The sequence below is a fragment of the Thalassobellus citreus genome (assembly GCF_044385915.1).
Lineage (GTDB): Bacteria > Bacteroidota > Bacteroidia > Flavobacteriales > Flavobacteriaceae > Thalassobellus > Thalassobellus citreus.
Map to the genome: position 1 here is coordinate 32,974 of NZ_JBISCC010000113.1, position 24,107 is coordinate 57,080.

The window sequence follows — 24,107 nt, forward strand, 5'->3', positions numbered from 1 at the left end:
CTGCGAAGTATAGTTCTAATACAAATATTCGTGTATTCGTGGCTAATTTATTTATATTTACAACATGCAAATTCCAAAAGGAAAAAAAATATATTTCGCTTCAGATAACCATTTAGGAGCTCCTACACAAGAAGCTTCTCGTCCGCGCGAAAAAAAATTCGTAGCATGGTTAGACGAAATAAAGCATGATGCAGCTGCCATTTTCCTTCTAGGCGATTTATTCGATTTTTGGTTCGAATACAAAACAGTTGTTCCAAAAGGATTCACCAGAACCTTAGGTAAACTTGCCGAAATATCAGATTCTGGAATTCCAATTCACTATTTTGTTGGCAACCACGATTTATGGATGAACGGCTATTTTGAAGAAGAACTAAACATTCCTGTTTACCACAAACCCAAAGAGTTTACTTTTAACGATAAAACATTTTTCATAGGTCATGGCGACGGTTTAGGTCCTGGCGACAAAGGCTATAAACGCATGAAAAAGGTATTTATTAGTCCGTTTTTTAAATGGCTTTTTAAATGGGGACACCCAGATATTGGTATGCGTATCGCACAATATTTATCAGTTAAAAACAAATTGATTTCTGGTGACGATGATGCTAAATTTCTTGGTGAAGAAAACGAATGGTTAGCCATTTACTGTAAACGAAAACTTGAAGAAAAACATCGTGATTATTTTGTGTTTGGTCACCGTCATTTACCACTAGAAATGAATCTAAACGACAATTCAAAATACATCAATCTAGGCGATTGGATTCAATATTACACCTATGGCACTTTTGATGGTGAACATTTTGAGTTAAAAAAACATTAAGCCTCTTCATTCTCATGCGCCTCAATATCCTTAGTTAAGTCTAAGTTTCTAAGCGTTTTGTTCTTGGCACCAATAGTTAAAACCGTAATTAAAGTCATAGTGCCTCCAAAAACTACAGCAGCTACAGGTCCTAATAATTTAGCAGCTAAACCACTTTCAAAAGCACCTAATTCGTTAGAAGATCCAACAAACATAGAATTAACAGAAGATACGCGTCCACGCATGTCATCTGGTGTTTTTATTTGTAAAATAGTTTGACGAATTATCATAGAAATACCATCAACAGCACCACTTATAAATAACATCAATACACTTACCCAAAACACTTTAGATAAGCCAAAACCAATCATACTTAAACCAAATATAAAAATAGAAATAAGCAGTTTTTTACCTGTATTTTTACTTATAGGAATGTAAGTAGTCACAAACATAGTAATAATACTTCCCAAAGATATTGATGCATTTAAAATACCTAAACCTTGACTTCCTACTTCTAAAATATCTTGAGCAAAAATAACTAGAATAGCAACCGTTCCTCCAAATAAAACAGCAATCATATCCAACGTTAAAGCACCCAATATAGCCTTGTTTTGAAACACAAACCGAATACCAACCTTTAAACTCTCTTTTACCGATTCGCCAATTTTTTTATTTAAAATAGGCTTCTTTTTAATTAGAAAAACCAAAGCAAACGATATCAATACTAAAATAAAAACCAGACATAAAGTATAATCTGCACCAATCCAATGAATAAAAAACCCTCCAAAAAGAGCGCCTAATACAGCTGCTGTTTTCCAAATGCTTGTACTCCATGTAGCGGCATTTGGATATATTTTTTTAGGAACAATTAAGGCTATTAAAGAAAAAATAGTGGGTCCGAAAAAGGCACGTAAAAAACCACCAAAAAAAACAAGCGCATAAACAGAATATAAAATAGCATTTGTTGACCAATTATCAACAACGCCATCAGTGGTTAATAAAAACAAGCCTAAACTAATAAAAGAAAAGGCGGCTATACAAATTGCTAATAGATTTCGTTTTTCTTTTTGATCTACAATATGACCTGCAAATGGCGCCATAAAAAATGCTGGAATAAATTCACAGGCTCCTATTAAAGCCAAATTCCATGGGTTTTTTGTTAAACTATAAACCTCCCATTCAATAACAATAAATTGCATAGACCATCCAAAAACTAAAAATAATCGCAACAATAAAAAAATGTTGAATTCTTTAATTCGTAATGCTGCGTAGGGATCTGTTTTTGCCATAATTTATTCCTTAATATCTCGCAATTTCAATTGAAGCGATACATTTCCTTGCCATTCATTTTTATCAATAGAATACACAGCACTAAATGGTTTTTTTTCAGAAATAATGTCAAACTTATCTCCCATACTAAAACCAATACATACTATCTTAGTAGAAGCTTCTGCTTGGGTAACCGTTAATCTTAAATGAGTTTTATCTTCGCCAACACATTTTCCATAACCCGTATCAATTAAATTTTCAGTCATAAAAACAGGCGTCATATTACTAGGACCAAAAGGAGCAAATTGTTTTAAAATTCTATAAAACTTGGGCGTAATATCATCCAATTCAATTAGAGTGTCTATCTTAATTTCTGGAGTTAATAAATTTCTATCAATAGTTTTAGAAACCTCATCTTCAAAAGCCTGTTTAAAAGCTTCATAATTTTCTTCTTTCAGCGTTAAACCCGCTGCATATTTATGCCCTCCAAATTGCTCAATGTGTTCGCTACAAGCTTCCAAAGCATTGTAAACATCAAAACCTTTTACCGAGCGTGCCGAGGCAGCTAACTTATCGCCACTTCTTGTAAAAACCAAAGTGGGTCTGTAATAGGTTTCGATTAATCTAGAAGCCACAATACCAATAACACCTTTATGCCAATCTTCATGGTAAACAACAGTAGTAAGGCGGTTCTGTTCTTTTTGCTCTTCAATTTGCTTAAGAGCTTCTTTTGTAATTTCTTTATCAATTTCACGTCTATCAAGATTATATTCATTAATCTCAGCAGCATACTTCGTTGCTAAATCTTCTTCTTCTTCAACTAATAAAGTCACTGCATAATTACCATGCTTCATACGTCCAGCCGCATTAATACGAGGTGCTACTATAAAAACAACATCAGTAATAGTCAGTTCTGTTTTTTCTACTTGAGTTAAAATAGCTTTAATTCCCGGTCTAGGCTTTGTGTTTATCACCATTAAACCAAAATAAGCCAAAACTCTATTTTCGCCATCAATAGGAACAATATCGGCGCCTATTGCAGTAGCTACTAAATCTAAATATTCGCTTAAATCTTCGGCTGTTTTTCCTTCTTTTGAAGCTAATGCTTGAATTAACTTAAAACCAACACCACAACCACATAACTCTTTATACGGGTAATTACAATCGTCTTGTTTAGGGTCTAAAACAGCAACGGCATCTGGAACTTCTATTCCTGGTCTATGATGATCGCAAATAATAAAATCGATCCCTAATGTTTTAGCATGCGCTACTTTTTCGACAGCTTTTATACCACAATCTAAAGTTATTATTAATGAAAAACCATTTTCTTCAGCAAAATTAATTCCCTTATATGAAACGCCATAACCCTCATCATATCTATTAGGAATATAGGTGTAAACTAAATTGTGTTTTGTTTTTAAATACGACGACATTAGGGCTACCGATGTGGTGCCATCAACATCATAATCGCCATAAACCAAAATATTTTCTTTATTGGCAATCGCTTTTTCAATACGAGCCACGGCCTTATCCATATCTTTCATTAAGAACGGATCGTGTAAATCTTCAAAACTAGGTCTAAAAAACCGTTTCGCATCTTCATAGCTTTCAATACCTCGCTGCAATAATAGGGTTGCAGTAACGTCATCTACCTGAAGTGCTTCTTTTAAAGCCTTAAGTTTTTTTAATTCTGGTTTTGGTTTTAGCGTCCAACGCATTGAGAGAGGAAAGGTTTTTAATAAAAATTCAACGGATTTTATTATCGTTTATTTCTTATGAAAATAAGTTTCTATGGTTAATTCTGAAAACTGACGAAACATTTCCATAACACCACAATATTTTTCTACAGATAAATCAACAGCTTTTTGAAGCTTTTTTTCATTTAAATCATTTCCGTAAAAGTGAAAACTCATCGTTACTTTATCGTAATGCTTTGGATGCTCTTCTGTTAAATTAGCATCAATATCAATTTTAAAATCTTCAACCTCTAGCTTCATTTTTTTTATTAACGAGGCTACATCTAAGCCCGAACAACCAGCTAATCCAGAAAGCATTAATGCTTTTGGACGATAGCCTTCGCCTTTACCTCCATTTTCTTCTCCAGCATCTATAAATAAATTATGCCCCGACGGATTTGTACTTTCAAACTTCATGGCTCCTAACCACTTAGTACTAATTTGAACTGCCATTTTTAAAAATATTTTGTTACTTGTAATTTCAAAAATACTACTAAAAATATAAAATATGCCTTTAGTAACACCTTTATCTGCCAATCATGATTTGGAAACCAAAAACCTTGCCGAATTTTTTAACGAAACCCTAGGGTTTTGTCCGAACTCGGTTTTAACCATGCAACACAGACCAGCAATTAGTAAAGCCTTTATTAATTTAAATAAAGCGGTGATGACCAACGAAGGCAAAGTAACCTCAGCATTAAAACGTATGATTGCTTGGGTATCTAGTAATGCAACAGGTTGTAGATATTGTCAAGCACATGCTATTCGTGCTGCAGAACGCTATGGCGCAGAACAAGAACAGCTAGATAACATTTGGGAATACAGAACACATCCTGCATTTAACGAAGCCGAACGTGTTGCTTTAGATTTTAGTTTAGCAGCATCTCAAATACCAAATAGGGTTGATGAAAACATAAAAAAGCGTTTGTATGAACATTGGGATGAAGGTGAGATTGTAGAAATGCTAGGTGTTATTTCTTTATTTGGATATTTAAATAGATGGAATGATAGCATGGGAACTTCTATTGAAGATGGAGCTATTGAAAGTGGTGAACAGTATTTAGATAAACATGGTTGGGAGAAGGGGAAACATATTTAATTCCTGCTCAAGCAGGAATCTCATGATTTATAATTAATCCACGAATACTATTATAGTTTTATAAATGAATATAGAGATTCTATTAGCTCTTTTAGTTCAATATTTTCTTCTATAAAATCTTCATATTTATAATCACAGTTAATCACAAAATTTGAAAGCTTCATTTTATAATCATTCATTAAAGTTCCTGACGGCGCTTTAAATGATTTTAAATTTTCCGAAGTTAAACCATTATCAATTAATAATTTCTCATAAAAATTTCCTAATCCAATATTTTTGTAATCTTCTCTTGTAAAATCTATTAACTTAATTTTTTCAAGATTGTAATCTCCTTTAACCAATTCTAAAACAAATTCTTTAATTATCCTTTTAGGTAATAAGTTTTCTATTTCTCTAGAAACAGTATTCTTATAACAGAAATTAGCCTTTTCATCAGATAAGTTTTCTAAAGTTTTTCTTCTTTTACCTTTTGCTGACTCATCATCCGCACCATCATTATCTGCTAAAAGAAATATTTTATTTGATAATGCAAAAGAGTTGATTTTACTTCTTACTTGATCTTCATTAAAATCAATTGTATCACCAAAAAGATAATGCTCAATTAAATTACCTCCATATTCAAAAAAAGCAAAATCTATATCTTCTTTAAAAGGCTGTTCTTCTTTTGAATCAAGATACAATTTCAACAATTTAGAAATATATTTTCTATCTGTTGGTCCCTCTACCCAAATTGAAGTATTTGCTAAAAAAACAGAAGAAGTATTAACTCCAAGCACATCTAACGTCTCCTTATCTGGCTTAACATTTGTTTTGATACTAAACTTATTTGCGTCTGATTTCTTAAATTGGAATATGGAGATTTGATCGCTATTGAGTGTTATGTCTAAAAAATGATTAGAATGAGTTGTGAAAAAATACTTTAAGTTTTTGGTTTTTAAATATTCATCATTTAATAAAGTTTCAATAAATATTCTTTGTAGACCAGGATGTAAATTCATTTCAGGTTCTTCTATAAAAAACCAATCATTATTATTTGCCGTAAAAATGGGAAATAATAAAATTATTAATGCTTGAATACCATCCCCTATATCAAATATAGGATGTTCTACTTCATCAATTGAACATAATAACTGTTTAGTTTCTGAATTTGACGTTATAACTACTCTTTTTTTATTAAAAAAATGATTTGATAAAAACTCTTCAAATTTTTCGACTTTATCTCTATTTTTCGAAACAGATGTTTTCAACTTCATTACCTCTTTGTATAGTTCAAGCCCAGTAAAAACATTTTTATCAATCCCATAATTTTTTTTTATGGTTTCTTTTATATTTCCATTTTGTAAATGATCATTCTCTTGTATTGTTCTTAAAATTGGAATATAGTTTTTAGTGTTACTCCTACTTTTTCTAATGAAGTCTAGATTTCTTATAAGTTCTTGAACTTTAGTCAAATGTTCAATTTGAAATCTCAAAGACTCTTTTTTTGTACCAACAGCATTAATATATTTACTCTTTGCAAGAATCATATTTTTTTTAAACTCTTCAAAATATATTTGATAATTTTGATAGTTTTCTATTAAATTAAAATATGGATTATCATTTTGAATAGAATTAAACGTTTTACTTATAAATCCTCTTTCTGAATTAACCACTTTGTTAATTGCTAAAGGATAATCTTCCTGATAATCTTTAAATTGTTCTTGCAAGCTAATATTTGAGTTTGAAAGAAATATAAAATTAAATTCAGACTTAATTAAGCCTCTTAAAAACCTACTCTTTCCACTATTGTTAGCTCCTACAAAAAGATTAACCTTCTTAAACTCACCTATATTTCTACTCCTCGTTTTATGAGTTCCCCAATCATAAAGCCAATTAGAATTGTTTTCAATCAATTCGCTTGGGGAATTTTCTAGATTATTCTCTAAGAAATGAAAATACATTTATTTGTTTTTAGTTAATGCTAATTTATAGTTTTTGGAAAGAAAAATCCTCTAAAAAATAATTTTATTATCTTCCTTAATTATCGAAAGACCTATTTCTAGAAAAAAGATATAGTAGTAGTAAAAATTTAAACAAGACTAATTAATACTTAATGGCTCTCCCTCAAAAATCACTCCGTCAAACCCTGTATTCATAAAGTTTCTAATGTTTTGATGTCCATTTCCGTTTGGATCTTGTAAAACCTCATCAAAATAGTATTGCCCAAAACACGCTAAAGTTTCTTCTTTAGTAAAACCTTGCAATTTTGCAAAAGCAAACAACTTACAAGAACCTGAGTTTTGTCCAGCTTCGTTTTGTAACTCACCATTTTTAAACGCTGTTGGCGTAAAATTGTAATTAGCTTCAATAACAGCCATAGTTTCTGAAAACTCAATAGCTTTTGGTGTGTTTTTTAATTTATTTATATATGCTTCTAACTTCATTTTTGTTTTTTTAAATGCCCATTATTGGCTTTTCCTCCTACTACAATTACTATTTCTCCTTTTGGTAGTTTATTTGTATAATACTCTAAAACTTCTTTGGCTGTGCCTCTAATAGTTTCTTCGTATAATTTTGTTAATTCTCTCGATACAGATACTTGCCTATCTTCTCCAAAATACTCGCAAAAGTGTCCGAGTGTTTTTATGAGTTTATGCGGGCTTTCATAAAAAATAATAGTTCTAGTTTCTTCGGCAAGTAATAATAATCGGGTTTGTCGCCCTTTTTTAACAGGTAAAAAACCTTCGAACACAAACTTATCGTTTGGTAAACCCGAGTTTACTAACGCAGGTACAAAGGCTGTTGCTCCAGGAAGACAATCAACTTCTATATTGTGTTCTATACATGCTCTAGTTAATAAAAACCCAGGGTCTGAAATTGCTGGTGTTCCTGCATCACTAATAAGTGCAACGGTTGTTCCTGCTTTTATTTTCTGTATCACATTTTCAACCGTTTTATGCTCGTTATGCATATGGTGCGATTGCATGTGTGTAGAAATCTCGTAATATTTTAACAACTTCCCCGAAGTACGTGTGTCTTCAGCTAAAATTAAATCGACATCTTTTAAAACTTCAATAGCTCTAAAGGTGATATCTTTTAAATTTCCTATGGGTGTGGGTACAATATAAAGTTTACTCATTATTCAAACTTGGCTTCTATAATACTCATAAAACGTGCTTCAAACTCTTCTTTAGTAGCCCAATTATTATAATCTAATTTCACAATATTTTGTATAAAATGCGTAGCTTCATCTAACGAACTAAGAGTATTTAATTGCGATAAAACACGCTCATAATCTTCACTTTTACCATCAAATAAATGCTTTATAAAAGCAATTTTATCGTTGAGTCCAATATGCAATCCACCTCTATTTAGTTTATCGTTAAGAGATTTTTTTTCTTTTGAAACCCCATTTAAAGATTTTGAAACAGGCTCAAAAACAGGCATATCCTTAAAACCTTCTGTAATATCTTCTAGATCGGTTTTTTTAATTTCTGGTTTTGGTATGGCTTCTTCAAAAACAGTATCAATGCCTTCTACTTCTTCTGGCATATGCGCTACCATATCTTTAATGGTTTTTATACCATGCTCCATAATATCGTCATGTTCAGCATCATCTAAATTAATATAAACTTTATCATCAACTTCAATATTATCACTTATTTTATTATTAAAAGCCTGATCTAACATACCAAAAAATGAAGAATCACTACCAATAGTTGGTATATCGCCTTCAAAATTTTCATGCGCAAACTTTAAAACCGATAACTTTTCAAAAAGTTCAGCAACCTCAGTATGCATTTTTATAACATCTTCTTTTCCTTTTAACTTAAGAATTCTGTGGGCTATACTAACTAATTCAGACTCTAGCTTCTTCTTCATTATTTATAAAATTTAAAATTAATGCTAATTAGGCTTTTGATTTTTAATAAATTTGCGTCACCTTTATACAAACGAATAATCGCTTTGTTTTAGTGCTAAAATTACAAAATGTTTCTTGAAAATACAGTAAATCATAAAGAACAATTTGGATGGATTGAAGTTATCTGTGGCTCCATGTTTTCTGGAAAAACAGAAGAATTAATCCGCAGGCTTAAACGCGCCCAATTTGCAAGACAAAAAGTAGAAATTTTTAAGCCTACTATTGATGTGCGTTATAACGAAGAGATGGTGGTTTCTCATGATGAGAACGAAATTAGATCTACCCCCGTGCCTGCGGCTGCCAATATTCCTATTTTAGCTGATGGTTGTGATGTAATTGGTATTGATGAAGCTCAGTTTTTTGATGACGAGATTGTACGAGTTTGTAATGATTTAGCCAACAAAGGCATTCGTGTTATTGTTGCTGGGTTAGATATGGACTTTAAAGGCAATCCGTTTGGCCCTATGCCAAATCTTATGGCAACGGCCGATTATGTTACTAAAGTACATGCTGTTTGTACACGTACCGGAAATTTAGCCCAATACAGTTACCGAAAATCTAAAAGCGACAATTTGGTACTTTTAGGTGAAGTTGACGAGTATGAGCCATTAAGTAGAGCTGCTTACTATAAAGCAACTATGCGAGATAAAGTGCGCAACATGAATGTAGAAGATGCCGAAGAAATACCGTCTAAAAACAAAGACAAAAATGAGTAAAGCACAAGAAACTGTGCTTGAAATTGACTTAAAAGCACTTCGGCATAATTTTGAATATCTTAAATCTACACTACAAAAAGACACCAAATTTTTAGCTGTAGTTAAAGCCTTTGCTTACGGCAGTGATGCTAACGAAATAGCAAAATATTTACAAGATTTAGGTGCCGACTATTTTGCAGTAGCTTATACAAACGAAGGCGTTGCATTACGTAATGCTGGCATAACCAAACCTATTTTAGTTTTACATCCGCAAGCTATAAATTTTAAAACTTTAATTGATAATTGTTTAGAACCTAGTATTTTTAATGCTAAAATATTAAAAGAATTTATTAGCGTTGCTTCTAATAAAAAACAAACAGGATATCCTATTCACATCAAGTTTAATACGGGTTTAAACCGATTAGGGTTTTGTCACAGCGACATCAATTTTATTCAAAATACACTAGACGAAACCAAAACAGTAAAAGTTAAATCGATATTTTCTCATTTAGCAGCAAGTGAAGATTTGAATGAAAAAGAATTTACCTTAAATCAAATTGAAAGCTTTAAAACGATTGCTGAAAAATTCACAAAAGCAATTGGCTACATACCGCTGCTTCATATTTGCAACACATCTGGAATTTTAAACTTTCCAGAAGCTCATTTAAACATGGTAAGAAGTGGTATTGGTTTGTATGGTTTTGGAAATTCTGAAAAAGAAAACAAGCACCTAAAACCCATAGCCTCTTTAAAAACGGTTATTTCTCAAATTCATACTATTGAAAAAGGGGAATCTGTTGGTTATAATAGAGCTTATAAAAGTGATATTATTCAAAAAACGGCAACACTACCTATTGGTCATGCCGATGGTATTGGTAGAATTTACGGAAATGGAAATGGGTTTGTTACCATAAACGGACAGCATGCTCCTATTATTGGAAATGTTTGTATGGATATGATTATGGTTAACATTACAAACATTGATTGTAATGAAGGTGATGAAGTCATTATTTTTGATGCAAACTCTACTGCTGAAACTTTAGCCGAATCTGCAAATACCATTTCTTACGAGCTTATTACCTCTATTTCTCAGCGTGTAAAACGTTCATTTTTAAAATAAGCATTTTAACAAATGTTAATTGTTTTATCTTTTTTAACTATTTTAGTGCCTCACTAACCAATAATTTATAATTATGCTTAAAGAATTTAAAGAATTTGCAATGAAGGGCAACCTTGTAGATATTGCAGTAGGTTTTGTAATGGGTGCAGCTTTTAAAGAAGTTGTAACTGCTTTTACAGGAGGTATTGTTTCTCCATTAATTGGATTAATATTCAATGCAGATTTCAAAGATTTAAAATATGTAGTTAAAGAAGGTGTGGCTAATGCCGAAGGTGTATTAGAAGGAGAAGTTTCTGTACTTTGGGGAGCTTTCTTAACGAATGTTATCGACTTTATTATTGTTGCCTTTGTTATGTTCTTAATTGTAAAAGGTGTTAATAATATGAAGAAAAAAGAAGAACCAGTACCAGCTGCTCCTGCAGGACCATCACAAGAAGATTTACTTGCAGAAATAAGAGATTTACTTAAAAAGTAACAAGTTGTTAAATAAATAACACTGTGTTATTTGTTGTTAAAAAGCCCTCTGTTTCAGAAAATAGAGGGCTTTTTGTTCGTTTAAAAATGTAATTAATGCCTAATTTTGCCAAAAATTTAAATTATTCTTGATATGAAAGTAGCTGTAGTTGGCGCCACTGGAATGGTGGGTGAAGTAATGCTAAAAGTTCTTGCAGAACGTAATTTTCCAGTAACTGAATTGTTATTGGTAGCATCTGAACGCTCTGTTGGAAAAAAATTAACATATAAAAACGAAGAATATACCGTAATTGGTTTAGCTGATGCTGTTGCTGCAAAACCACAAATTGCTATATTTTCTGCAGGTGGAGACACCTCTTTAGAATGGGCTCCTAAATTTGCTGAAGCTGGTACTACAGTGGTTGATAATTCTTCTGCTTGGAGAATGGATCCTACTAAAAAATTAGTTGTTCCAGAAATTAATGCACACGAATTAACTAAAGACGATAAAATTATAGCAAACCCAAACTGTTCAACTATACAAATGGTTTTAGCTTTATCTGAACTTCATAAAAAATACCAAATGAAACGTATTGTCGTTTCTACTTACCAATCGGTTTCTGGTACAGGTGTTAAAGCTGTAAAACAATTAGAAAACGAAATTGCAGGTATAGAAGGAGAAATGGCATACCCTTATCCAATTGGTAGAAATGCATTACCACATTGTGATGTGTTTTTAGAAAACGGATACACTAAAGAAGAAATGAAATTGGCTAGAGAGCCACAAAAAATATTTAACGATAAAACATTTTCTGTAACTGCTACAGCTGTTCGTATTCCTACAGCTGGTGGACATTCAGAATCTGTAAATGTTCAATTTGAAAATGATTTTGACTTAGCTGAAGTTAAGCAAATTATTAGCGATACTCCAGGTGTTATTTTACAAGATAATACAGCTACAAACACGTATCCAATGCCAATTTTTGCACATGATAAAGATGAAGTTTTTGTAGGACGTTTGCGTAGAGATGAAACTCAACCAAATACATTAAACATGTGGATTGTTGCCGATAATTTACGTAAAGGCGCAGCAACTAACACCATTCAAATTGCTGAATATTTAATTGAAAACAACTTAGTATAAAACATTAATACTTTATCAACTAAACTAAACGCTAAAGCTTCTGTATTTTTTACAGGAGCTTTTTTTTAATCCTGTTTGATAAAATATATAGTATCCTTTGATGATGCTTTTTTTAAGATAGTCTGAAAGATATACTCGCACACCCACTTTTCACCTTCTAAATTTATTAAATCTAAAGTATCTTCTGGAGTGTGATATTGAGGATGTCCACCCGTATGCATTCCTAAAACTGAAATTCCTTTTTTATAAAAAGATACATGATCTGAACCTCCAACAGAACCAGCATGTACCACTGGATTTAAATCTAAAGATTTGCCTAAATAGTTCATAAAATCTACACCATCAGGAAATGTACCAGCGCCTCCCATATAAACTTGTTTCTCTGCATTTAATCTTCCAACCATATCCATATTTATCATAAGTTTAATTTGAGAAAGTGGAATTATTGGGTGCTCAACAAAATACTTGCTTCCTAACAATCCTTGTTCTTCAGCTCCAAAAGCAATAAACAAAACACTACGTTTTAATTGTTCTTTTTGAGATGCTAATTTCTCAGCAATTTCTAATAAAGCAGAAGTTCCACTAGCATTATCATCTGCACCATGATAAACAACACCTCGTTTATCAGATTTTGCAGAAGGTCCGCCCAATCCTAAATGATCATAATGAGCTCCTAAAACAATATATTCATTTTTTAAATCAGGATCATTCCCTTCAATAAAACCAATAACATTACATGTTTTTACAACAGGCTTTTTCTCAACACCTTTTTCAACACGCAATGCTGCTTTAAAAAACTGTTTATAGCCTTTTTTTAAAGCCTTTATTTCTGTTTTTTTAAACTCCTTTTTTATATAATTAGCAATTCTTTTATTTTGTTTTCCACCAGATGGTCTTCCTCCATTCTCATCAGATGTTAAAAATTGAATATGACTCTTTATTTCATTTTCTGTTATTTCTGCTTGCGCAATCATTTTAACACAAAAAACATTAAATATTAAAAACAAAAAAAGGTGTTTCATTACTTAGGTGAATTTAAAAACCCAAATATATACATTTCAAGACTCTATTCTTTATAGAAATATTAAAGATAAAATAACAATAGTTTTATGTATTTTTGAAAATACTTGTTTTAAAACTACATCTTAAACATTTTCCCTTTTGAATTACCCCAAAACAAAAACTGTAAACACAATCGACACCTACTTTAATCAAAAAGTAAAAGATCCTTTTAGGTGGTTAGAAGATGATAGAAGTATTGAAACAGAAGCATGGGTAAAAGCTCAAAACGCAACTACGTATAACTATTTAGAAAATATTCCATACAGAAATAAACTAAAAAAACGCTTAACTAGTTTATGGAACTACGAAAAAATTGGAGCCCCTTTTACAGAAGGTGATTATACTTATTTTTCAAAAAATGACGGCTTACAAAATCAAGATATCATTTATAGAAAAAAAGAAGATGACAAAGAAACCATGTTTTTAGACCCCAATACGTTTTCAAAAGATGGCACTATTTCTTTAGATACTTTAAGCTTTTCTGAAGATGGCAAGATATTAGCTTACTCCATTTCTGAAGGCGGAAGCGATTGGAGAAAAATTATCATTATAAATACAGATACCAAAGAAAAGATTGAAGACGCTTTAATCAACGTAAAATTTAGCGCTATATCTTGGTACAAAAACGAAGGCTTTTATTATTCAAGCTATGATAAACCTGAGGGGAGTGAATTATCTGCAAAAACAGATCAGCATAAAATATACTACCACAAACTAGGAACAACTCAAAAAGAAGACACCCTAATTTTTGGAGGCATACCAAAAGAAAAACATCGCTATATCTATGCAACTGTTACCGAAGACAACAAGTATTTAGTTTTAACTCCGAGAACATCAACATCGGGTAACAAATTATATATTAAAGATTTATCGGTTCCTAATAGTAAACTCATTACTGTATTAAATCATACTGATAGCGACAGTTATATTATAGATAATAAAGGCAGTAAATTATATATTGTTACGAACCTTAATGCACCTAACAAGAAAATTATTTCGGTTGATGCATCAAACCCTACACCTGAAAACTGGATAGATCTTATTCCTGAAGCAGAACATGTTTTAAACGCAACAAAAGGCAGTGGGTTCTTCTTTGCAAATTACATGGTTGATGCCATTTCTAAAATAAAACAATATGATTACAATGGTAACTTAATAAGAGATATTGAATTACCAGGGTTAGGAACAGTTTCTGGTTTTTCAGGTAAAAAAGACACTAAAACATTATACTATAGCTTTACAAATTACAATACACCATCAAGTATTTATGCCTTAAACCCTAAAACAGAAGAAACCACTTTACATTGGAAGCCTGAAATAGATTTTAATAGCGATCTTTATGAAAGTCATCAAGTTTTTTACAAGTCTAAAGATGGCACAAAAATCCCGATGATTATAACTCACAAAAAAGGAATAAAATTAAACGGAGAAAACCCAACCATTCTATATGGTTATGGCGGATTCAACATTAGCTTAACACCCGCTTTTAGCATTACCAATACTATTTGGATGGAGCAAGGAGGCGTTTTGGCTATTCCCAACTTACGAGGTGGTGGCGAGTATGGCAAGGCATGGCATGAAGCAGGTATTCAACTAAAAAAACAAAATGTTTTTGATGATTTTATCGCTGCAGCGGAATACTTAATAGCTAACAATTATACATCTTCTAAATATTTAGCATTACGAGGTGGATCTAACGGAGGTTTATTAGTAGGTGCTGTAATGACACAACGCCCAGAATTAGCAAAAGTAGCATTGCCTGCAGTTGGTGTTTTAGATATGCTACGCTATCACACCTTTACAGCTGGTGCAGGTTGGGCTTACGATTACGGAACAGCAGAACAGAGTGAAGCCATGTTTGAATATATAAAAGGATATTCGCCTGTTCATAATGTAAAAGAAGGTGTTGAATATCCAGCAACACTAATTACTACAGGCGATCATGACGATAGAGTTGTACCAGCCCATAGTTTTAAATTTGCTGCCCAATTACAAAGTAAACAAATAGGTAAAAACCCTACTTTAATACGTATTGAAACCGATGCTGGTCACGGAGCAGGAACTCCGGTTAGTAAAATTATAGACCAATATGCCGATATTTTTGGGTTTACACTTTACAATATGGGTTTTCAAGAATTACCAAATGAATAGTAATTTCTTTTGTGCTATTTTTGCTTTTAGAATTTCCGTATGTTACAAGTAAAAAATCTATCCTTTAGTTATAAAAACCAACCTGTTTTAAGTAACATTAATTTTTCTGTTAAAACAGGAGAACATTTTTCTATTATAGGAGAAAGCGGCTCCGGAAAAAGCACGCTTTTAAAACTTCTCTATGGTACTTACGATTTAAATGAAGGCAACATTTACTGGAAAAACCATGAAGTTTTAGGTCCAAAACATAATTTAATTATTGGTCCAGAATACATGAAGTATGTAGCGCAAGAATTCGATTTGATGCCATTTATTACGGTTGCGGAAAATATTGGCGCCTTTCTTTCTAACTTTTACCCTGAAGAAAAACAAGCACGCATCAAAGAACTTCTTAAAGTAGTTGAACTTAATGATGTTGCCAATACTAAAGTTAAATATTTAAGTGGCGGACAAAAACAACGTGTTGCCATTGCGAGAGCCATTGCTAAACAGCCAGAAATCCTTTTACTAGACGAACCTTTTAGTCATATTGATAATTTTAAAAAACAATCGTTACGCAGAAGCTTGTTTAAATTTTTAAAAGAAGAAAACATTACATGTATTGTTGCTACACACGATAAAGATGATGTCTTATCTTTTTCAGATAACATGATTGTTTTACACGAGGCTAAAATTATGGCAAAAGGCACTCCTGAAAATTTATACAACAATCCAAAAGACAAATTAATCGCTTCCTTTTTTGGAGAATTTAATGAGATTAACAACCGTATTGTGTACGCACATCAAATAAGAATAGTTGAAAAATCGAACTTAAAAGCTGTAGTTAAACAATCTTATTTTAAAGGAAATTATTATTTAATTGAAGCTGAAATAGGTCATGATATTGTGTTTTTTGAGCATGATGAAAAATTAAAAAACAATCAAATTGTTAATCTGAAAATAGATTTATAAAATTTCTCGCTCAGCATACTCCAACCCATTTGGTAATGGAATGGAAGAAAATTCTAAATGCAATACGCGTCTTCTCCTTTGCACTTCTGCCTTTGATGAAGCATGTAGCAATAATGGTTTTATTAACTGAACACCACCAGAAGCCACCTCACTTACAAAAGGAATAGAATTCGTGGTTATAAGCTTAATTTCTTCATCAATTAAGCGTTTGTTATGCGAACCAGGAATTACTTTTAAAGCACCATTTTTCACAGTCGTATCATCCAAATGAATGCGCATAGAAAACGTGTTTTTTGAAATTTCTTCAGGTGGACACACACTTATCACACCTTTTTTATTTGTCCACGAACTAAAACCTTCCGTTTCTATTTTTTCAGAAACATTTATTGGCACATCTTGATGCCAAGTCACATACCAATTATCTTTTGGAGATTTATCAAAATAAATAGCTTTTGTTAAAAAAACATCTCTATCAATAGATTTTATGAGCTTTTTAAAATTTTTGTTAAACAAAATATCCTTAAGTTCAGGCATTTTATTCAATACTTCTCGCATACCAAAAGCCTGCTCGTTATTGTTTTTAATATAATTATCTAATCTAGCTTTTAGCTTCCTAATATCACGCTTCGTGTATACATGGTTTAAAATCCCAAAACCTTTATACTCTAATCGTTTTGCAATGGTTCGTAAATTTTTGTCGTTAATTTCTGTTTCATAAGCGTCAACAGCATCATATAAACGCTCTTTTATATTTCGTTTCAAACGCTCTGGTGCAATTACTTTAACACCTTCACCTAGCCCTAAAATTTCTTTTTCTAATTCAAAATTAAGCTGAACATTTAAAGAAATTGTCACACCATAATTATCACGACTTACCTCTTTTTGTGAATGATGAAAAGGCTTTGTTAATATATAAGGTGCTTGTTTGTGGTTTACATAAAGTAAAACCGTTTCAGGTTCCAAATTCGGACTTACTGAAACACCTATAGCGTGCTTATAAAAGTCTTCTGAATTAAAATTTAAATCGGTTACAAATGCTTTCGAACTTTTTTTAATTGAAATAATTCGGTCTAAAGCCAAATTCATAATGCCTTCATTTTTTCGACGCCTTCCTACTATAAACCATCTATTTCTAAACTCTTTTAGTAAATAAGGATAAAAGACAAAAGAACTTTCTTGCCGCGCTTTAAAAGATTGATATGTAATTTCAATAGCTTGTTTTTTAAGTATAAATTGATAAAGCCTATCTAAAAACCTCAACCCTTTTAAGTTCTCATTTTTTTCAAAATCTATAAGTGATTTTTCTTGTGTTTTTTGAGTATAAACATGGTCTTCAAGTTTTTGAACCATACTCCCTAATTCTTCAAAATGAGAAAAGCCTTGAAACTGTTTTAAAAATGATACAGCTTCCGATAATTTACTTAAATCCTGATTAGAAATTGGACTGTTGGTAATGCTGTAACTTTCATCTTCATATTTATAATATTTTCTATCATAAACAACAATGGGCGCATTATAACCTAATTTATCACTTCGCATCATTTGTAAATCTAATTGTACGGTGCGTTTACTAACATCTATATTCTTCCCTTCATATTCATAAAGTGCATCAGATACTGCTTCAATTAAGTCATTTAAAGTCCATTGTCTAAAATTATTTTGAAGACATTTATCTATCGTTTTGTATCTAATTAATGCGTTTTTATTGACTGCCATTTTCTGAAATATTTCTTCTAAATTAGAAGAAAATATTTACTACGCAAAAACATTGCGTATACAAACTAATACTTTGTATCAAATATTAAAACAATGGAAGCTTTAAAATTAAAAATATTTGATGTCTTGACTGAAAAAATAGCTGTTTCAGAATTTGAAAACTGGCTGTATAATTCAGAGGAATTTATGAATCAATTAAATTCAAATTCGTTTTATTTTGATGTCATTTCAATTAACTACAAAACTACATGTTGGTCTAAAAACTTAAATAAGTTAGCAATAGAAAACTATGATGAAGATTTTATCATTTTATATGAAATTGAAAAGAGTTGTTTAGAAATAATAGATTCTAAAAGAGCAAATGAAGTATATGAAATTTTATCAAAATTAATTTACAACTTCGACTACGATACTGATTATAATATTTTATGGAAATTTTATGGTATTTATGAGTATTTCGAGTCATTTGAAGGAAGTATGTTCAATAAAAATAAATTACTAAATGAAGCGAAATTTTACACAAAACAAGTCATTGAATTAACTCAAAATTGCATAAACTTTGAAGAAACAAATAAGGCATTAATTAAAGACTTAAAACCCTATAAAATTATCCAAAAAATGAAAAATCAAGCATTTAAAAACAAATTTCTTGCTTTTTTCAAAAAAATATAATACTTCGTATTATGGGTGCAATTTTTCAGAAAAAGAAAAAATAAATTTTGAAAAGTCAAAAATAAAGTTAAATCTTTGCAACGCATTTCAACCAAAACAGATGTTGAATTAAAAATTAGAAACTATGAGTTTATTTATAACATATCTAAATGATCCAAAAGGAATACCGCCTTTTGTGATGCTTCGTGATTATCGTTAGATAAACTTTTCAAATTTATAAATGAAAAATCCGAAGCAATTTAAAACTGTTTCGGATTTTTTGTTTTCTACCGTTAACCATTCTGGTTAAAACATTCCCGAAATAGTAAAAATTTCAAGCTGAATTACATTTAGCACGCGAATAACGTGTACCTAAATGTGCTTCAAAATAACATTAAAAATGAAAACTAAAATAATACAAATAACCTCTGGTCGAGGGCCAGCAGAATGTTGTTGGGTTGTTGCTCAAGTTCTAAAACATTTTTTAGAAGCTACAAAACACCATGGTATTGCTTATAAAATATTGCAAAGAGAAAAAGGCATTGAAAACATGACATTACAATCTGTTACTATTCAATTACAAGCAAAAACTCTGGATCAATTTTTAAGTCAATGGATTGGAACAATACAGTGGATAGGCATTTCAACCTTTAGACCACAACACAAGCGAAAAAACTGGTTTGTAGCTTTAAATGAAATTGAACAAAAACAACAATTTCAAATTCATGAAAAAGACATTGCATATCAAGCCACACGAAGTTCTGGACCTGGTGGCCAACATGTAAACAAAGTGAGTTCTGCTATTAGAGCTATTCATCTACCAACAAAAACACAAGTTTTGGTTATGGATAGTCGCTCGCAACATCAAAACAAAAAAATAGCTAAAATACGTTTACAAGAAAAAGTAAGCGAAATGCAATTGAAACTACTAAAATCGAACATTAAAAACCAATGGGCAAACCACTTAAACATAGAACGCGGCAACCCTATACAAATTTTTAAAGGTTCAAATTTTAAAAAAAGCACCATTGTAAAAACGTATAAAAAACAACGCAAAGCATTGAAAAATGATTTGCAAAACGAATTAAATTATTAAACCAATGGATACAAATTTGTCAAATAATTATGTACTTAAAGCTATAGACGCCTATCCGTATGAATTAGAAGAAACCGTAGAAAATTTAAACTACGCCTTGTCTTACGAAGCTAATAACGCTTACGCATTGTATTTAATGGGTCGTATACAAGCTGAACAATTTGGCGATTACGAAACGGCAAAACAATTTTATGCCGAATCACTAGCTAATAAAATGGATTTTCAAAAAGTATATCCTAAATACATTTTGGTATTAATATGGAATGAAGACTATATAGAAGCTCAAAAATTAATAGACTTTGCTTTTACCGTAAAAGGTTTAAACAAAGGTGAAGTTTGGTTAAAACAAGGGCAATTATTTGAAAATCGTCAAGATTATAAAAAAGCTATTAAAGCAATAAAACAAGCTAAACTATTTAGCTGTAATGATGATTTTACAAACTTTATTGATTGTGAAATGTCTAGAATTAAAAACAAAATAAAATCTAAAAAGACTAAAAAAGCCAAATGTAAAACGAAGAAAAAAAAAGAAAAATAAAAAATAATTATTACTACGCAAAAACATTGCGCAATAGAGTTAAATATTTGTAGAGTAATTAATAAGAAGTCTTTTGGAATCAGACTTTAAAAGGTAGTGCTCCGCCAGACACAGGAAGCTGGTGGAGCTTAATAAAAGTTCTTTAAATTATTAAACGGAAGCATTGAGCAATTGGTTGGCTCGCCTGACTGTAAATCAGGTCTTTATTAAGCATGTAGGTTCGAGTCCTACTGCTTCCACATCAAGCAAGTCTTGTTAAGTGTTTCAGTATAGCACTATTGTATACATCCTTGCCAATTGGCATAAGGATTTTATATCCAACTTGACTTGAAGGTTTTAAGATTATTTAACCAAAAAAATAGTCATCATCTATCGGTCGTGGGTTCGAATCCCACTTCTGCAAATGCAGAATAGTTCAGTTTGGTTAGAACAATAGATTCAATTTGTAGGTTCGAGTCCTACCAAGATCAAAGGATCTTGTGGCGAAACGGTAAACGCACTGTATTTAGGTTACAGCAATTGAAATGGACTTAAAATCCATCTTTAATCAAAGAAGGTTAACTTTTAAAATAGACCACCAAGTGCGTCACACTTTAAATGGCAAAAACAAAGTGAACTAAAACTAGCAAAGGCAATTTATTGCTTAAGCAGTCCAGAAAACACCTTGACATACACAGGTATTAAAAGTTGTTTTAGGTTTTCTTTTTAAAGATTCATTATTCAGTAAGTGATTCTGCAAATAAGCAGTTTTAAAATTGATTAATCATCTACAAAACAAGACTTAAAAACACTTAAAATCAGTTGTATGTCCGTCGTTAGAAAGATGGTTTTCTTTTGCTTTGTTTTAATAACAAATAGCCATTCTCAAAAAGAGGATTCTATTATAAATGTTTAACAGTTCTGAAGTAAGAAGTAAAAACAAAAGAACAAAAAATTAGAAATCATGAAAAGAGTAAGAATTCATGCAGGTATTGTAGGTTTAGTGTTTAAAAACGGTAATTATGCACGCGTAATTACAGAAGGAAAGCACTGGATAAACTTTAGAGAGCAAGTTATAAAATACGATTTAACTCAAACTTTCAACGCACCAAAAGCATTAGAAATCTTACTTAAAGATCAAGCTTTGGCAGACATGTTAACGGTTATAGAAGTAAAGGATAATGAGATTGTTTTAGTTTACGAAAACAAAAATTTCAAACGTGTATTAACCGCAGGTCGTTATACCTTTTGGAATAACTTGATCGATTATAAATTTGTAACTGCAGATTTGAGTAAAATCAAAATCTCGGAAGATATAAACAAAACCTTGTTTAGCAATGCACAATTACGCCCATACATTCGTGCATTTGAAGTTGCAGCTTACGAAAAAGCAGTTTTAATTATTGACGATGTGTTTGTTAAAACCCTTGAACATGGCACATACCATTTCTGGAGAAACGAGCAAACCATTAAAATCGCAAAAGCAGATATGCGTCAGTTGCAATTAGAAATCGCTGGTCAAGAATTATTAACTAAAGACAAAGCAACCGTTCGTATTAACTTTTATGCACAATATAAAGTCACAGCAATCGAAACTGCTTTAATGCGTAACAAAGAATACGAAAAGCAATTGTACATTACATTACAATTGGCATTACGCGCATTTATTGGAGCTTACTCTTTAGATGAATTGTTAGAGCAAAAGGAAACAATTGCCGAAGCCGTTTTAAAAGATGTAAAAACACAAGCCAATAAATTAGGTGTCGATGTGTTACATGCAGGCATTAGAGATGTCATTTTGCCAGGCGATATGAAAGATATCATGAACCAGGTTTTAATTGCATACAAAAAAGCGCAAGCCAATGTAGTAACAAGACGTGAAGAAACAGCCTCCACTAGAAGCTTGTTAAATACCGCGAAATTAATGGAAGACAACACCATGTTGTTCAAATTAAAAGAAATGGAATATGTTGAGAAAATAGCCGATAAAATTGGCGAGATTACAGTTGCAGGAAACGGCAACGTCATCGAACAATTAAAAGATATATTCTCTGTAAATAAGTAAGGCTATGGCGTACCCCAAACCAGAAAAAGGTTTGGGTCGCGCTTTCCGCTATATCTTTTGCAAAAAAAGCAAAAGGATGCCGCATCAATCGCTTACGCAGGCATACTTGCTTTCTATTTGCGTCATTCTAAACGTGTTTTAGAATCACATAAATATATTATTTTAAAAGAAAAAACAACTACGCAAAACTATTGCGCAATATACTATAATATTTGTAGTGTAATTAAAAAACAAGAACAATGTCAACAGAAACAAAAGTAACAGGATATACATTAAAAGCATTAGGCTTTAAACAAGGAAAATGGATGAAAGAAGCCATAAATTATATTAACGAAAACAAATTAGAAGGAGACACTATGGAAACATATTTAGAGCAATTTAAATTGCCAGATCCTATTGGTTTGCATGAAAAACCATTAGAGTTTTCTATAAATATTAAAGCAGAAAATGATGAGGAGAAGGACAATGTCTCTAAAGTAATAAACTCCATGGAAACCTTAATGAAAACGCCAACATTAGTTGCTGGAGCTATCATGCCAGATGCTTGTCCAGCAGGACCAGACGGAACCATTCCTGTTGGCGGTGTGGCAGTTGCAAAAAACGCCATTCATCCAGGTATGCATAGTGCAGATATTTGTTGCTCAGTCATGTTAACCGATTTTGGCAAAACAGACCCAAAAGACATTTTAGATGCTGCACATGCCAATACACATTTTGGTCCAGGAGGACGCGATAGAGATTCGCAATTTAGATTTCCTAAAGAATTATTAGAAGCATTTGAAGCGAACTACTTTTTAAACGATGGTAACATGCTACAAATAGCAAGATCTCATTTCGGAACACAAGGCGATGGCAATCATTTCCTGTTTGTCGGAACCTCTAAAAAAACAGGGAACACAATGATGGTTACCCATCACGGATCTAGAGGTCCTGGTGCTAAATTGTACACAAAAGGCATGAAAGTAGCAGAACGTTTTAGACGCGATTTATCGCCAGATACTAAAAAAGAAAATGCGTGGATTCCTTTTAAAACTGATGAAGGTCAAGCCTACTGGGATGCATTGCAAACTATAAGAAATTGGACAAAAGCTAATCATGAAGTCATTCATAATTCGGTAGCCGAAACCTTAGAAATTGCTATTGAAAACCGATACTGGAACGAACACAACTTCGTTTTTAAAGATAACGATTTGTTTTACCATGCCAAAGGAGCAACACCTTTAGACGCCAAGTTTATGCCAGATATTACAGGCCCTAGATTAATTCCGTTAAACATGAGCGAACCTGTTTTAATTGTTGAAGGCACAACTACTAAAACCAATTTAGGTTTTGCTCCTCATGGTGCGGGTAGAAATATTAGTAGAACGCAACATAGAAAAAGCAAAACAGGAACTATTATGCAGATTTTTAAGGAAGAAACCAGAGGTTTAGATGTTCGGTTTTTCTCAAAAGAAATTGATATTACCGAGTTACCAAGCGCCTACAAAAATGCAAAAGCCGTAAGAGCACAAATGGACGAATACGGTTTAGGTAAGGTTATTGATGAGGTTATGCCTTATGGCTGTATTATGGCTGGAGATTTTCAGAAAAATGCACCTTGGAAGATTCGAAGAGATAAGAAACGAGCAAGAAATAAAAACAGATCTTAGAAAGGGAGAAAGTGGATTGACTTTAGTTGGTCTACT

The 24,107-nt window shown here is 31.9% G+C and carries 22 protein-coding genes and 1 tRNA gene; 14 read left to right on the forward strand and 9 right to left on the reverse strand.

All coding sequences use genetic code 11. The annotated features are described in order from the left end of the window. Window positions 1-64: 64 nt before the first annotated feature. Complete coding sequence (locus tag ACH5TX_RS03015) at window positions 65-817, forward strand: UDP-2,3-diacylglucosamine diphosphatase (protein ID WP_439338066.1); 753 nt, start codon at window positions 65-67, stop codon at window positions 815-817. Here the strand turns inward: ACH5TX_RS03015 and ACH5TX_RS03020 are convergent. The 3 genes from ACH5TX_RS03020 to ACH5TX_RS03030 are packed head-to-tail and all read right to left on the reverse strand — an operon-like array spanning window position 814 to window position 4,254. Then, window positions 814-2,085, reverse strand: a complete 1,272-nt coding sequence (locus ACH5TX_RS03020) for an MFS transporter (protein WP_439338067.1) — start codon at window positions 2,083-2,085, stop codon at window positions 814-816. The genes ACH5TX_RS03015 and ACH5TX_RS03020 overlap by 4 nt on opposite strands. A 3-nt stretch (window positions 2,086-2,088) precedes the next feature. Then, window positions 2,089-3,783, reverse strand: coding sequence for a single-stranded-DNA-specific exonuclease RecJ (gene recJ / locus ACH5TX_RS03025; RefSeq protein WP_439338068.1), 1,695 nt, complete (start codon window positions 3,781-3,783; stop codon window positions 2,089-2,091). Between the two features lie 48 nt (window positions 3,784-3,831). After that, window positions 3,832-4,254 carry an OsmC family protein gene (locus ACH5TX_RS03030; RefSeq protein ID WP_439338069.1) on the reverse strand — a complete coding sequence of 141 codons (423 nt, stop codon included), beginning with the start codon at window positions 4,252-4,254 and terminating at the stop codon, window positions 3,832-3,834. A 55-nt stretch (window positions 4,255-4,309) separates the two neighbouring features. On the opposite strand from ACH5TX_RS03030, the gene ACH5TX_RS03035 reads away from it, so the two are divergent. Continuing rightward, window positions 4,310-4,900, forward strand: coding sequence for a carboxymuconolactone decarboxylase family protein (locus ACH5TX_RS03035; protein ID WP_439338070.1), 591 nt, complete (start codon window positions 4,310-4,312; stop codon window positions 4,898-4,900). A 50-nt stretch (window positions 4,901-4,950) separates the two neighbouring features. On the opposite strand, the gene ACH5TX_RS03040 is transcribed toward ACH5TX_RS03035, so the two are convergent. The 4 genes from ACH5TX_RS03040 to ACH5TX_RS03055 form a co-directional block, all read right to left on the reverse strand. Further along, entirely contained in the window at window positions 4,951-6,840 is a 1,890-nt protein-coding gene (locus ACH5TX_RS03040; protein WP_439338071.1) for an AAA family ATPase, read from the reverse strand. Window positions 6,841-6,978: 138 nt separating this feature from the next. After that, window positions 6,979-7,323: a HopJ type III effector protein gene (locus ACH5TX_RS03045; RefSeq protein WP_439338072.1), complete on the reverse strand. Its 345-nt coding sequence runs from the start codon at window positions 7,321-7,323 to the stop codon at window positions 6,979-6,981. Then, the gene (gene rsmI, locus ACH5TX_RS03050) at window positions 7,320-8,018 is read right to left on the reverse strand and encodes a 16S rRNA (cytidine(1402)-2'-O)-methyltransferase (RefSeq protein ID WP_439338073.1); all 699 of its coding nucleotides are present in this window, start codon (window positions 8,016-8,018) and stop codon (window positions 7,320-7,322) included. The genes ACH5TX_RS03045 and rsmI overlap by 4 nt, the downstream gene beginning before the upstream one ends. Further along, window positions 8,018-8,761, reverse strand: a complete 744-nt coding sequence (locus ACH5TX_RS03055; RefSeq protein ID WP_439338074.1) for a DUF8457 domain-containing protein — start codon at window positions 8,759-8,761, stop codon at window positions 8,018-8,020. Before ACH5TX_RS03055 ends, rsmI begins: the two co-directional genes overlap by 1 nt. Before the next feature lie 108 nt (window positions 8,762-8,869). On the opposite strand from ACH5TX_RS03055, the gene ACH5TX_RS03060 reads away from it, so the two are divergent. From ACH5TX_RS03060 to ACH5TX_RS03075, 4 genes are all read left to right on the forward strand, one after another. Then, complete coding sequence (locus ACH5TX_RS03060) at window positions 8,870-9,517, forward strand: thymidine kinase (protein ID WP_439338075.1); 648 nt, start codon at window positions 8,870-8,872, stop codon at window positions 9,515-9,517. Beyond that, complete coding sequence (gene alr / locus ACH5TX_RS03065; RefSeq protein WP_439338076.1) at window positions 9,510-10,616, forward strand: alanine racemase; 1,107 nt, start codon at window positions 9,510-9,512, stop codon at window positions 10,614-10,616. Before ACH5TX_RS03060 ends, alr begins: the two co-directional genes overlap by 8 nt. 73 nt (window positions 10,617-10,689) lie before the next feature. Further along, a complete protein-coding gene (gene mscL / locus ACH5TX_RS03070) occupies window positions 10,690-11,091 on the forward strand; it encodes a large conductance mechanosensitive channel protein MscL (RefSeq protein ID WP_439338077.1) in 402 nt (133 codons plus the stop codon). Window positions 11,092-11,223: 132 nt separating this feature from the next. Then, window positions 11,224-12,213 carry an aspartate-semialdehyde dehydrogenase gene (locus ACH5TX_RS03075; protein WP_439338078.1) on the forward strand — a complete coding sequence of 330 codons (990 nt, stop codon included), beginning with the start codon at window positions 11,224-11,226 and terminating at the stop codon, window positions 12,211-12,213. A 65-nt stretch (window positions 12,214-12,278) separates the two neighbouring features. Here ACH5TX_RS03075 and ACH5TX_RS03080 read toward each other — a convergent pair whose 3' ends face one another. After that, window positions 12,279-13,235 carry a M28 family metallopeptidase gene (locus ACH5TX_RS03080; RefSeq protein WP_439338079.1) on the reverse strand — a complete coding sequence of 319 codons (957 nt, stop codon included), beginning with the start codon at window positions 13,233-13,235 and terminating at the stop codon, window positions 12,279-12,281. A 139-nt stretch (window positions 13,236-13,374) separates the two neighbouring features. Between ACH5TX_RS03080 and ACH5TX_RS03085 the strand changes: the two genes are divergently transcribed. Further along, complete coding sequence (locus ACH5TX_RS03085) at window positions 13,375-15,426, forward strand: prolyl oligopeptidase family serine peptidase (RefSeq protein ID WP_439338080.1); 2,052 nt, start codon at window positions 13,375-13,377, stop codon at window positions 15,424-15,426. Window positions 15,427-15,465: 39 nt separating this feature from the next. Beyond that, the gene (locus tag ACH5TX_RS03090) at window positions 15,466-16,377 is read left to right on the forward strand and encodes an ABC transporter ATP-binding protein (protein ID WP_439338081.1); all 912 of its coding nucleotides are present in this window, start codon (window positions 15,466-15,468) and stop codon (window positions 16,375-16,377) included. On the opposite strand, the gene ACH5TX_RS03095 is transcribed toward ACH5TX_RS03090, so the two are convergent. Next, window positions 16,372-18,093, reverse strand: coding sequence for a WYL domain-containing protein (locus tag ACH5TX_RS03095; RefSeq protein ID WP_439338082.1), 1,722 nt, complete (start codon window positions 18,091-18,093; stop codon window positions 16,372-16,374). The genes ACH5TX_RS03090 and ACH5TX_RS03095 overlap by 6 nt on opposite strands. A 93-nt stretch (window positions 18,094-18,186) precedes the next feature. On the opposite strand from ACH5TX_RS03095, the gene ACH5TX_RS03100 reads away from it, so the two are divergent. The 6 genes from ACH5TX_RS03100 to ACH5TX_RS03125 all read left to right on the forward strand — a co-directional run bounded on the left by ACH5TX_RS03100 (window position 18,187) and on the right by ACH5TX_RS03125 (window position 24,071). Beyond that, on the forward strand, window positions 18,187-18,765 hold the full coding sequence (locus ACH5TX_RS03100; protein WP_439338083.1) for a hypothetical protein: 579 nt from the start codon (window positions 18,187-18,189) through the stop codon (window positions 18,763-18,765). Between the two features lie 379 nt (window positions 18,766-19,144). Beyond that, entirely contained in the window at window positions 19,145-19,840 is a 696-nt protein-coding gene (prfH, locus tag ACH5TX_RS03105; RefSeq protein ID WP_439338084.1) for a peptide chain release factor H, read from the forward strand. A 4-nt stretch (window positions 19,841-19,844) separates the two neighbouring features. After that, a complete protein-coding gene (locus tag ACH5TX_RS03110) occupies window positions 19,845-20,378 on the forward strand; it encodes a tetratricopeptide repeat protein (RefSeq protein WP_439338085.1) in 534 nt (177 codons plus the stop codon). Between the two features lie 156 nt (window positions 20,379-20,534). Further along, a tRNA-Tyr gene (locus ACH5TX_RS03115) sits at window positions 20,535-20,617 on the forward strand. 704 nt (window positions 20,618-21,321) lie between these two features. After that, a complete protein-coding gene (locus ACH5TX_RS03120; RefSeq protein WP_439338086.1) occupies window positions 21,322-22,422 on the forward strand; it encodes a slipin family protein in 1,101 nt (366 codons plus the stop codon). 239 nt (window positions 22,423-22,661) lie between these two features. Next, on the forward strand, window positions 22,662-24,071 hold the full coding sequence (locus tag ACH5TX_RS03125) for an RtcB family protein (RefSeq protein WP_439338087.1): 1,410 nt from the start codon (window positions 22,662-22,664) through the stop codon (window positions 24,069-24,071). Window positions 24,072-24,107: the final 36 nt, after the last annotated feature.

Coding starts and splice junctions, on each gene's coding strand:
- ACH5TX_RS03015 (WP_439338066.1), top strand. CDS start 65: ATGCAAATTCCAAAAGGAAAAAAAATATATTTCGCTTCAGATAACCAT.
- ACH5TX_RS03020 (WP_439338067.1), bottom strand. CDS start 2,085: ATGGCAAAAACAGATCCCTACGCAGCATTACGAATTAAAGAATTCAAC.
- recJ (WP_439338068.1), bottom strand. CDS start 3,783: ATGCGTTGGACGCTAAAACCAAAACCAGAATTAAAAAAACTTAAGGCT.
- ACH5TX_RS03030 (WP_439338069.1), bottom strand. CDS start 4,254: ATGGCAGTTCAAATTAGTACTAAGTGGTTAGGAGCCATGAAGTTTGAA.
- ACH5TX_RS03035 (WP_439338070.1), top strand. CDS start 4,310: ATGCCTTTAGTAACACCTTTATCTGCCAATCATGATTTGGAAACCAAA.
- ACH5TX_RS03040 (WP_439338071.1), bottom strand. CDS start 6,840: ATGTATTTTCATTTCTTAGAGAATAATCTAGAAAATTCCCCAAGCGAA.
- ACH5TX_RS03045 (WP_439338072.1), bottom strand. CDS start 7,323: ATGAAGTTAGAAGCATATATAAATAAATTAAAAAACACACCAAAAGCT.
- rsmI (WP_439338073.1), bottom strand. CDS start 8,018: ATGAGTAAACTTTATATTGTACCCACACCCATAGGAAATTTAAAAGAT.
- ACH5TX_RS03055 (WP_439338074.1), bottom strand. CDS start 8,761: ATGAAGAAGAAGCTAGAGTCTGAATTAGTTAGTATAGCCCACAGAATT.
- ACH5TX_RS03060 (WP_439338075.1), top strand. CDS start 8,870: ATGTTTCTTGAAAATACAGTAAATCATAAAGAACAATTTGGATGGATT.
- alr (WP_439338076.1), top strand. CDS start 9,510: ATGAGTAAAGCACAAGAAACTGTGCTTGAAATTGACTTAAAAGCACTT.
- mscL (WP_439338077.1), top strand. CDS start 10,690: ATGCTTAAAGAATTTAAAGAATTTGCAATGAAGGGCAACCTTGTAGAT.
- ACH5TX_RS03075 (WP_439338078.1), top strand. CDS start 11,224: ATGAAAGTAGCTGTAGTTGGCGCCACTGGAATGGTGGGTGAAGTAATG.
- ACH5TX_RS03080 (WP_439338079.1), bottom strand. CDS start 13,235: ATGAAACACCTTTTTTTGTTTTTAATATTTAATGTTTTTTGTGTTAAA.
- ACH5TX_RS03090 (WP_439338081.1), top strand. CDS start 15,466: ATGTTACAAGTAAAAAATCTATCCTTTAGTTATAAAAACCAACCTGTT.
- ACH5TX_RS03095 (WP_439338082.1), bottom strand. CDS start 18,093: ATGGCAGTCAATAAAAACGCATTAATTAGATACAAAACGATAGATAAA.
- ACH5TX_RS03100 (WP_439338083.1), top strand. CDS start 18,187: ATGGAAGCTTTAAAATTAAAAATATTTGATGTCTTGACTGAAAAAATA.
- prfH (WP_439338084.1), top strand. CDS start 19,145: ATGAAAACTAAAATAATACAAATAACCTCTGGTCGAGGGCCAGCAGAA.
- ACH5TX_RS03110 (WP_439338085.1), top strand. CDS start 19,845: ATGGATACAAATTTGTCAAATAATTATGTACTTAAAGCTATAGACGCC.
- ACH5TX_RS03120 (WP_439338086.1), top strand. CDS start 21,322: ATGAAAAGAGTAAGAATTCATGCAGGTATTGTAGGTTTAGTGTTTAAA.
- ACH5TX_RS03125 (WP_439338087.1), top strand. CDS start 22,662: ATGTCAACAGAAACAAAAGTAACAGGATATACATTAAAAGCATTAGGC.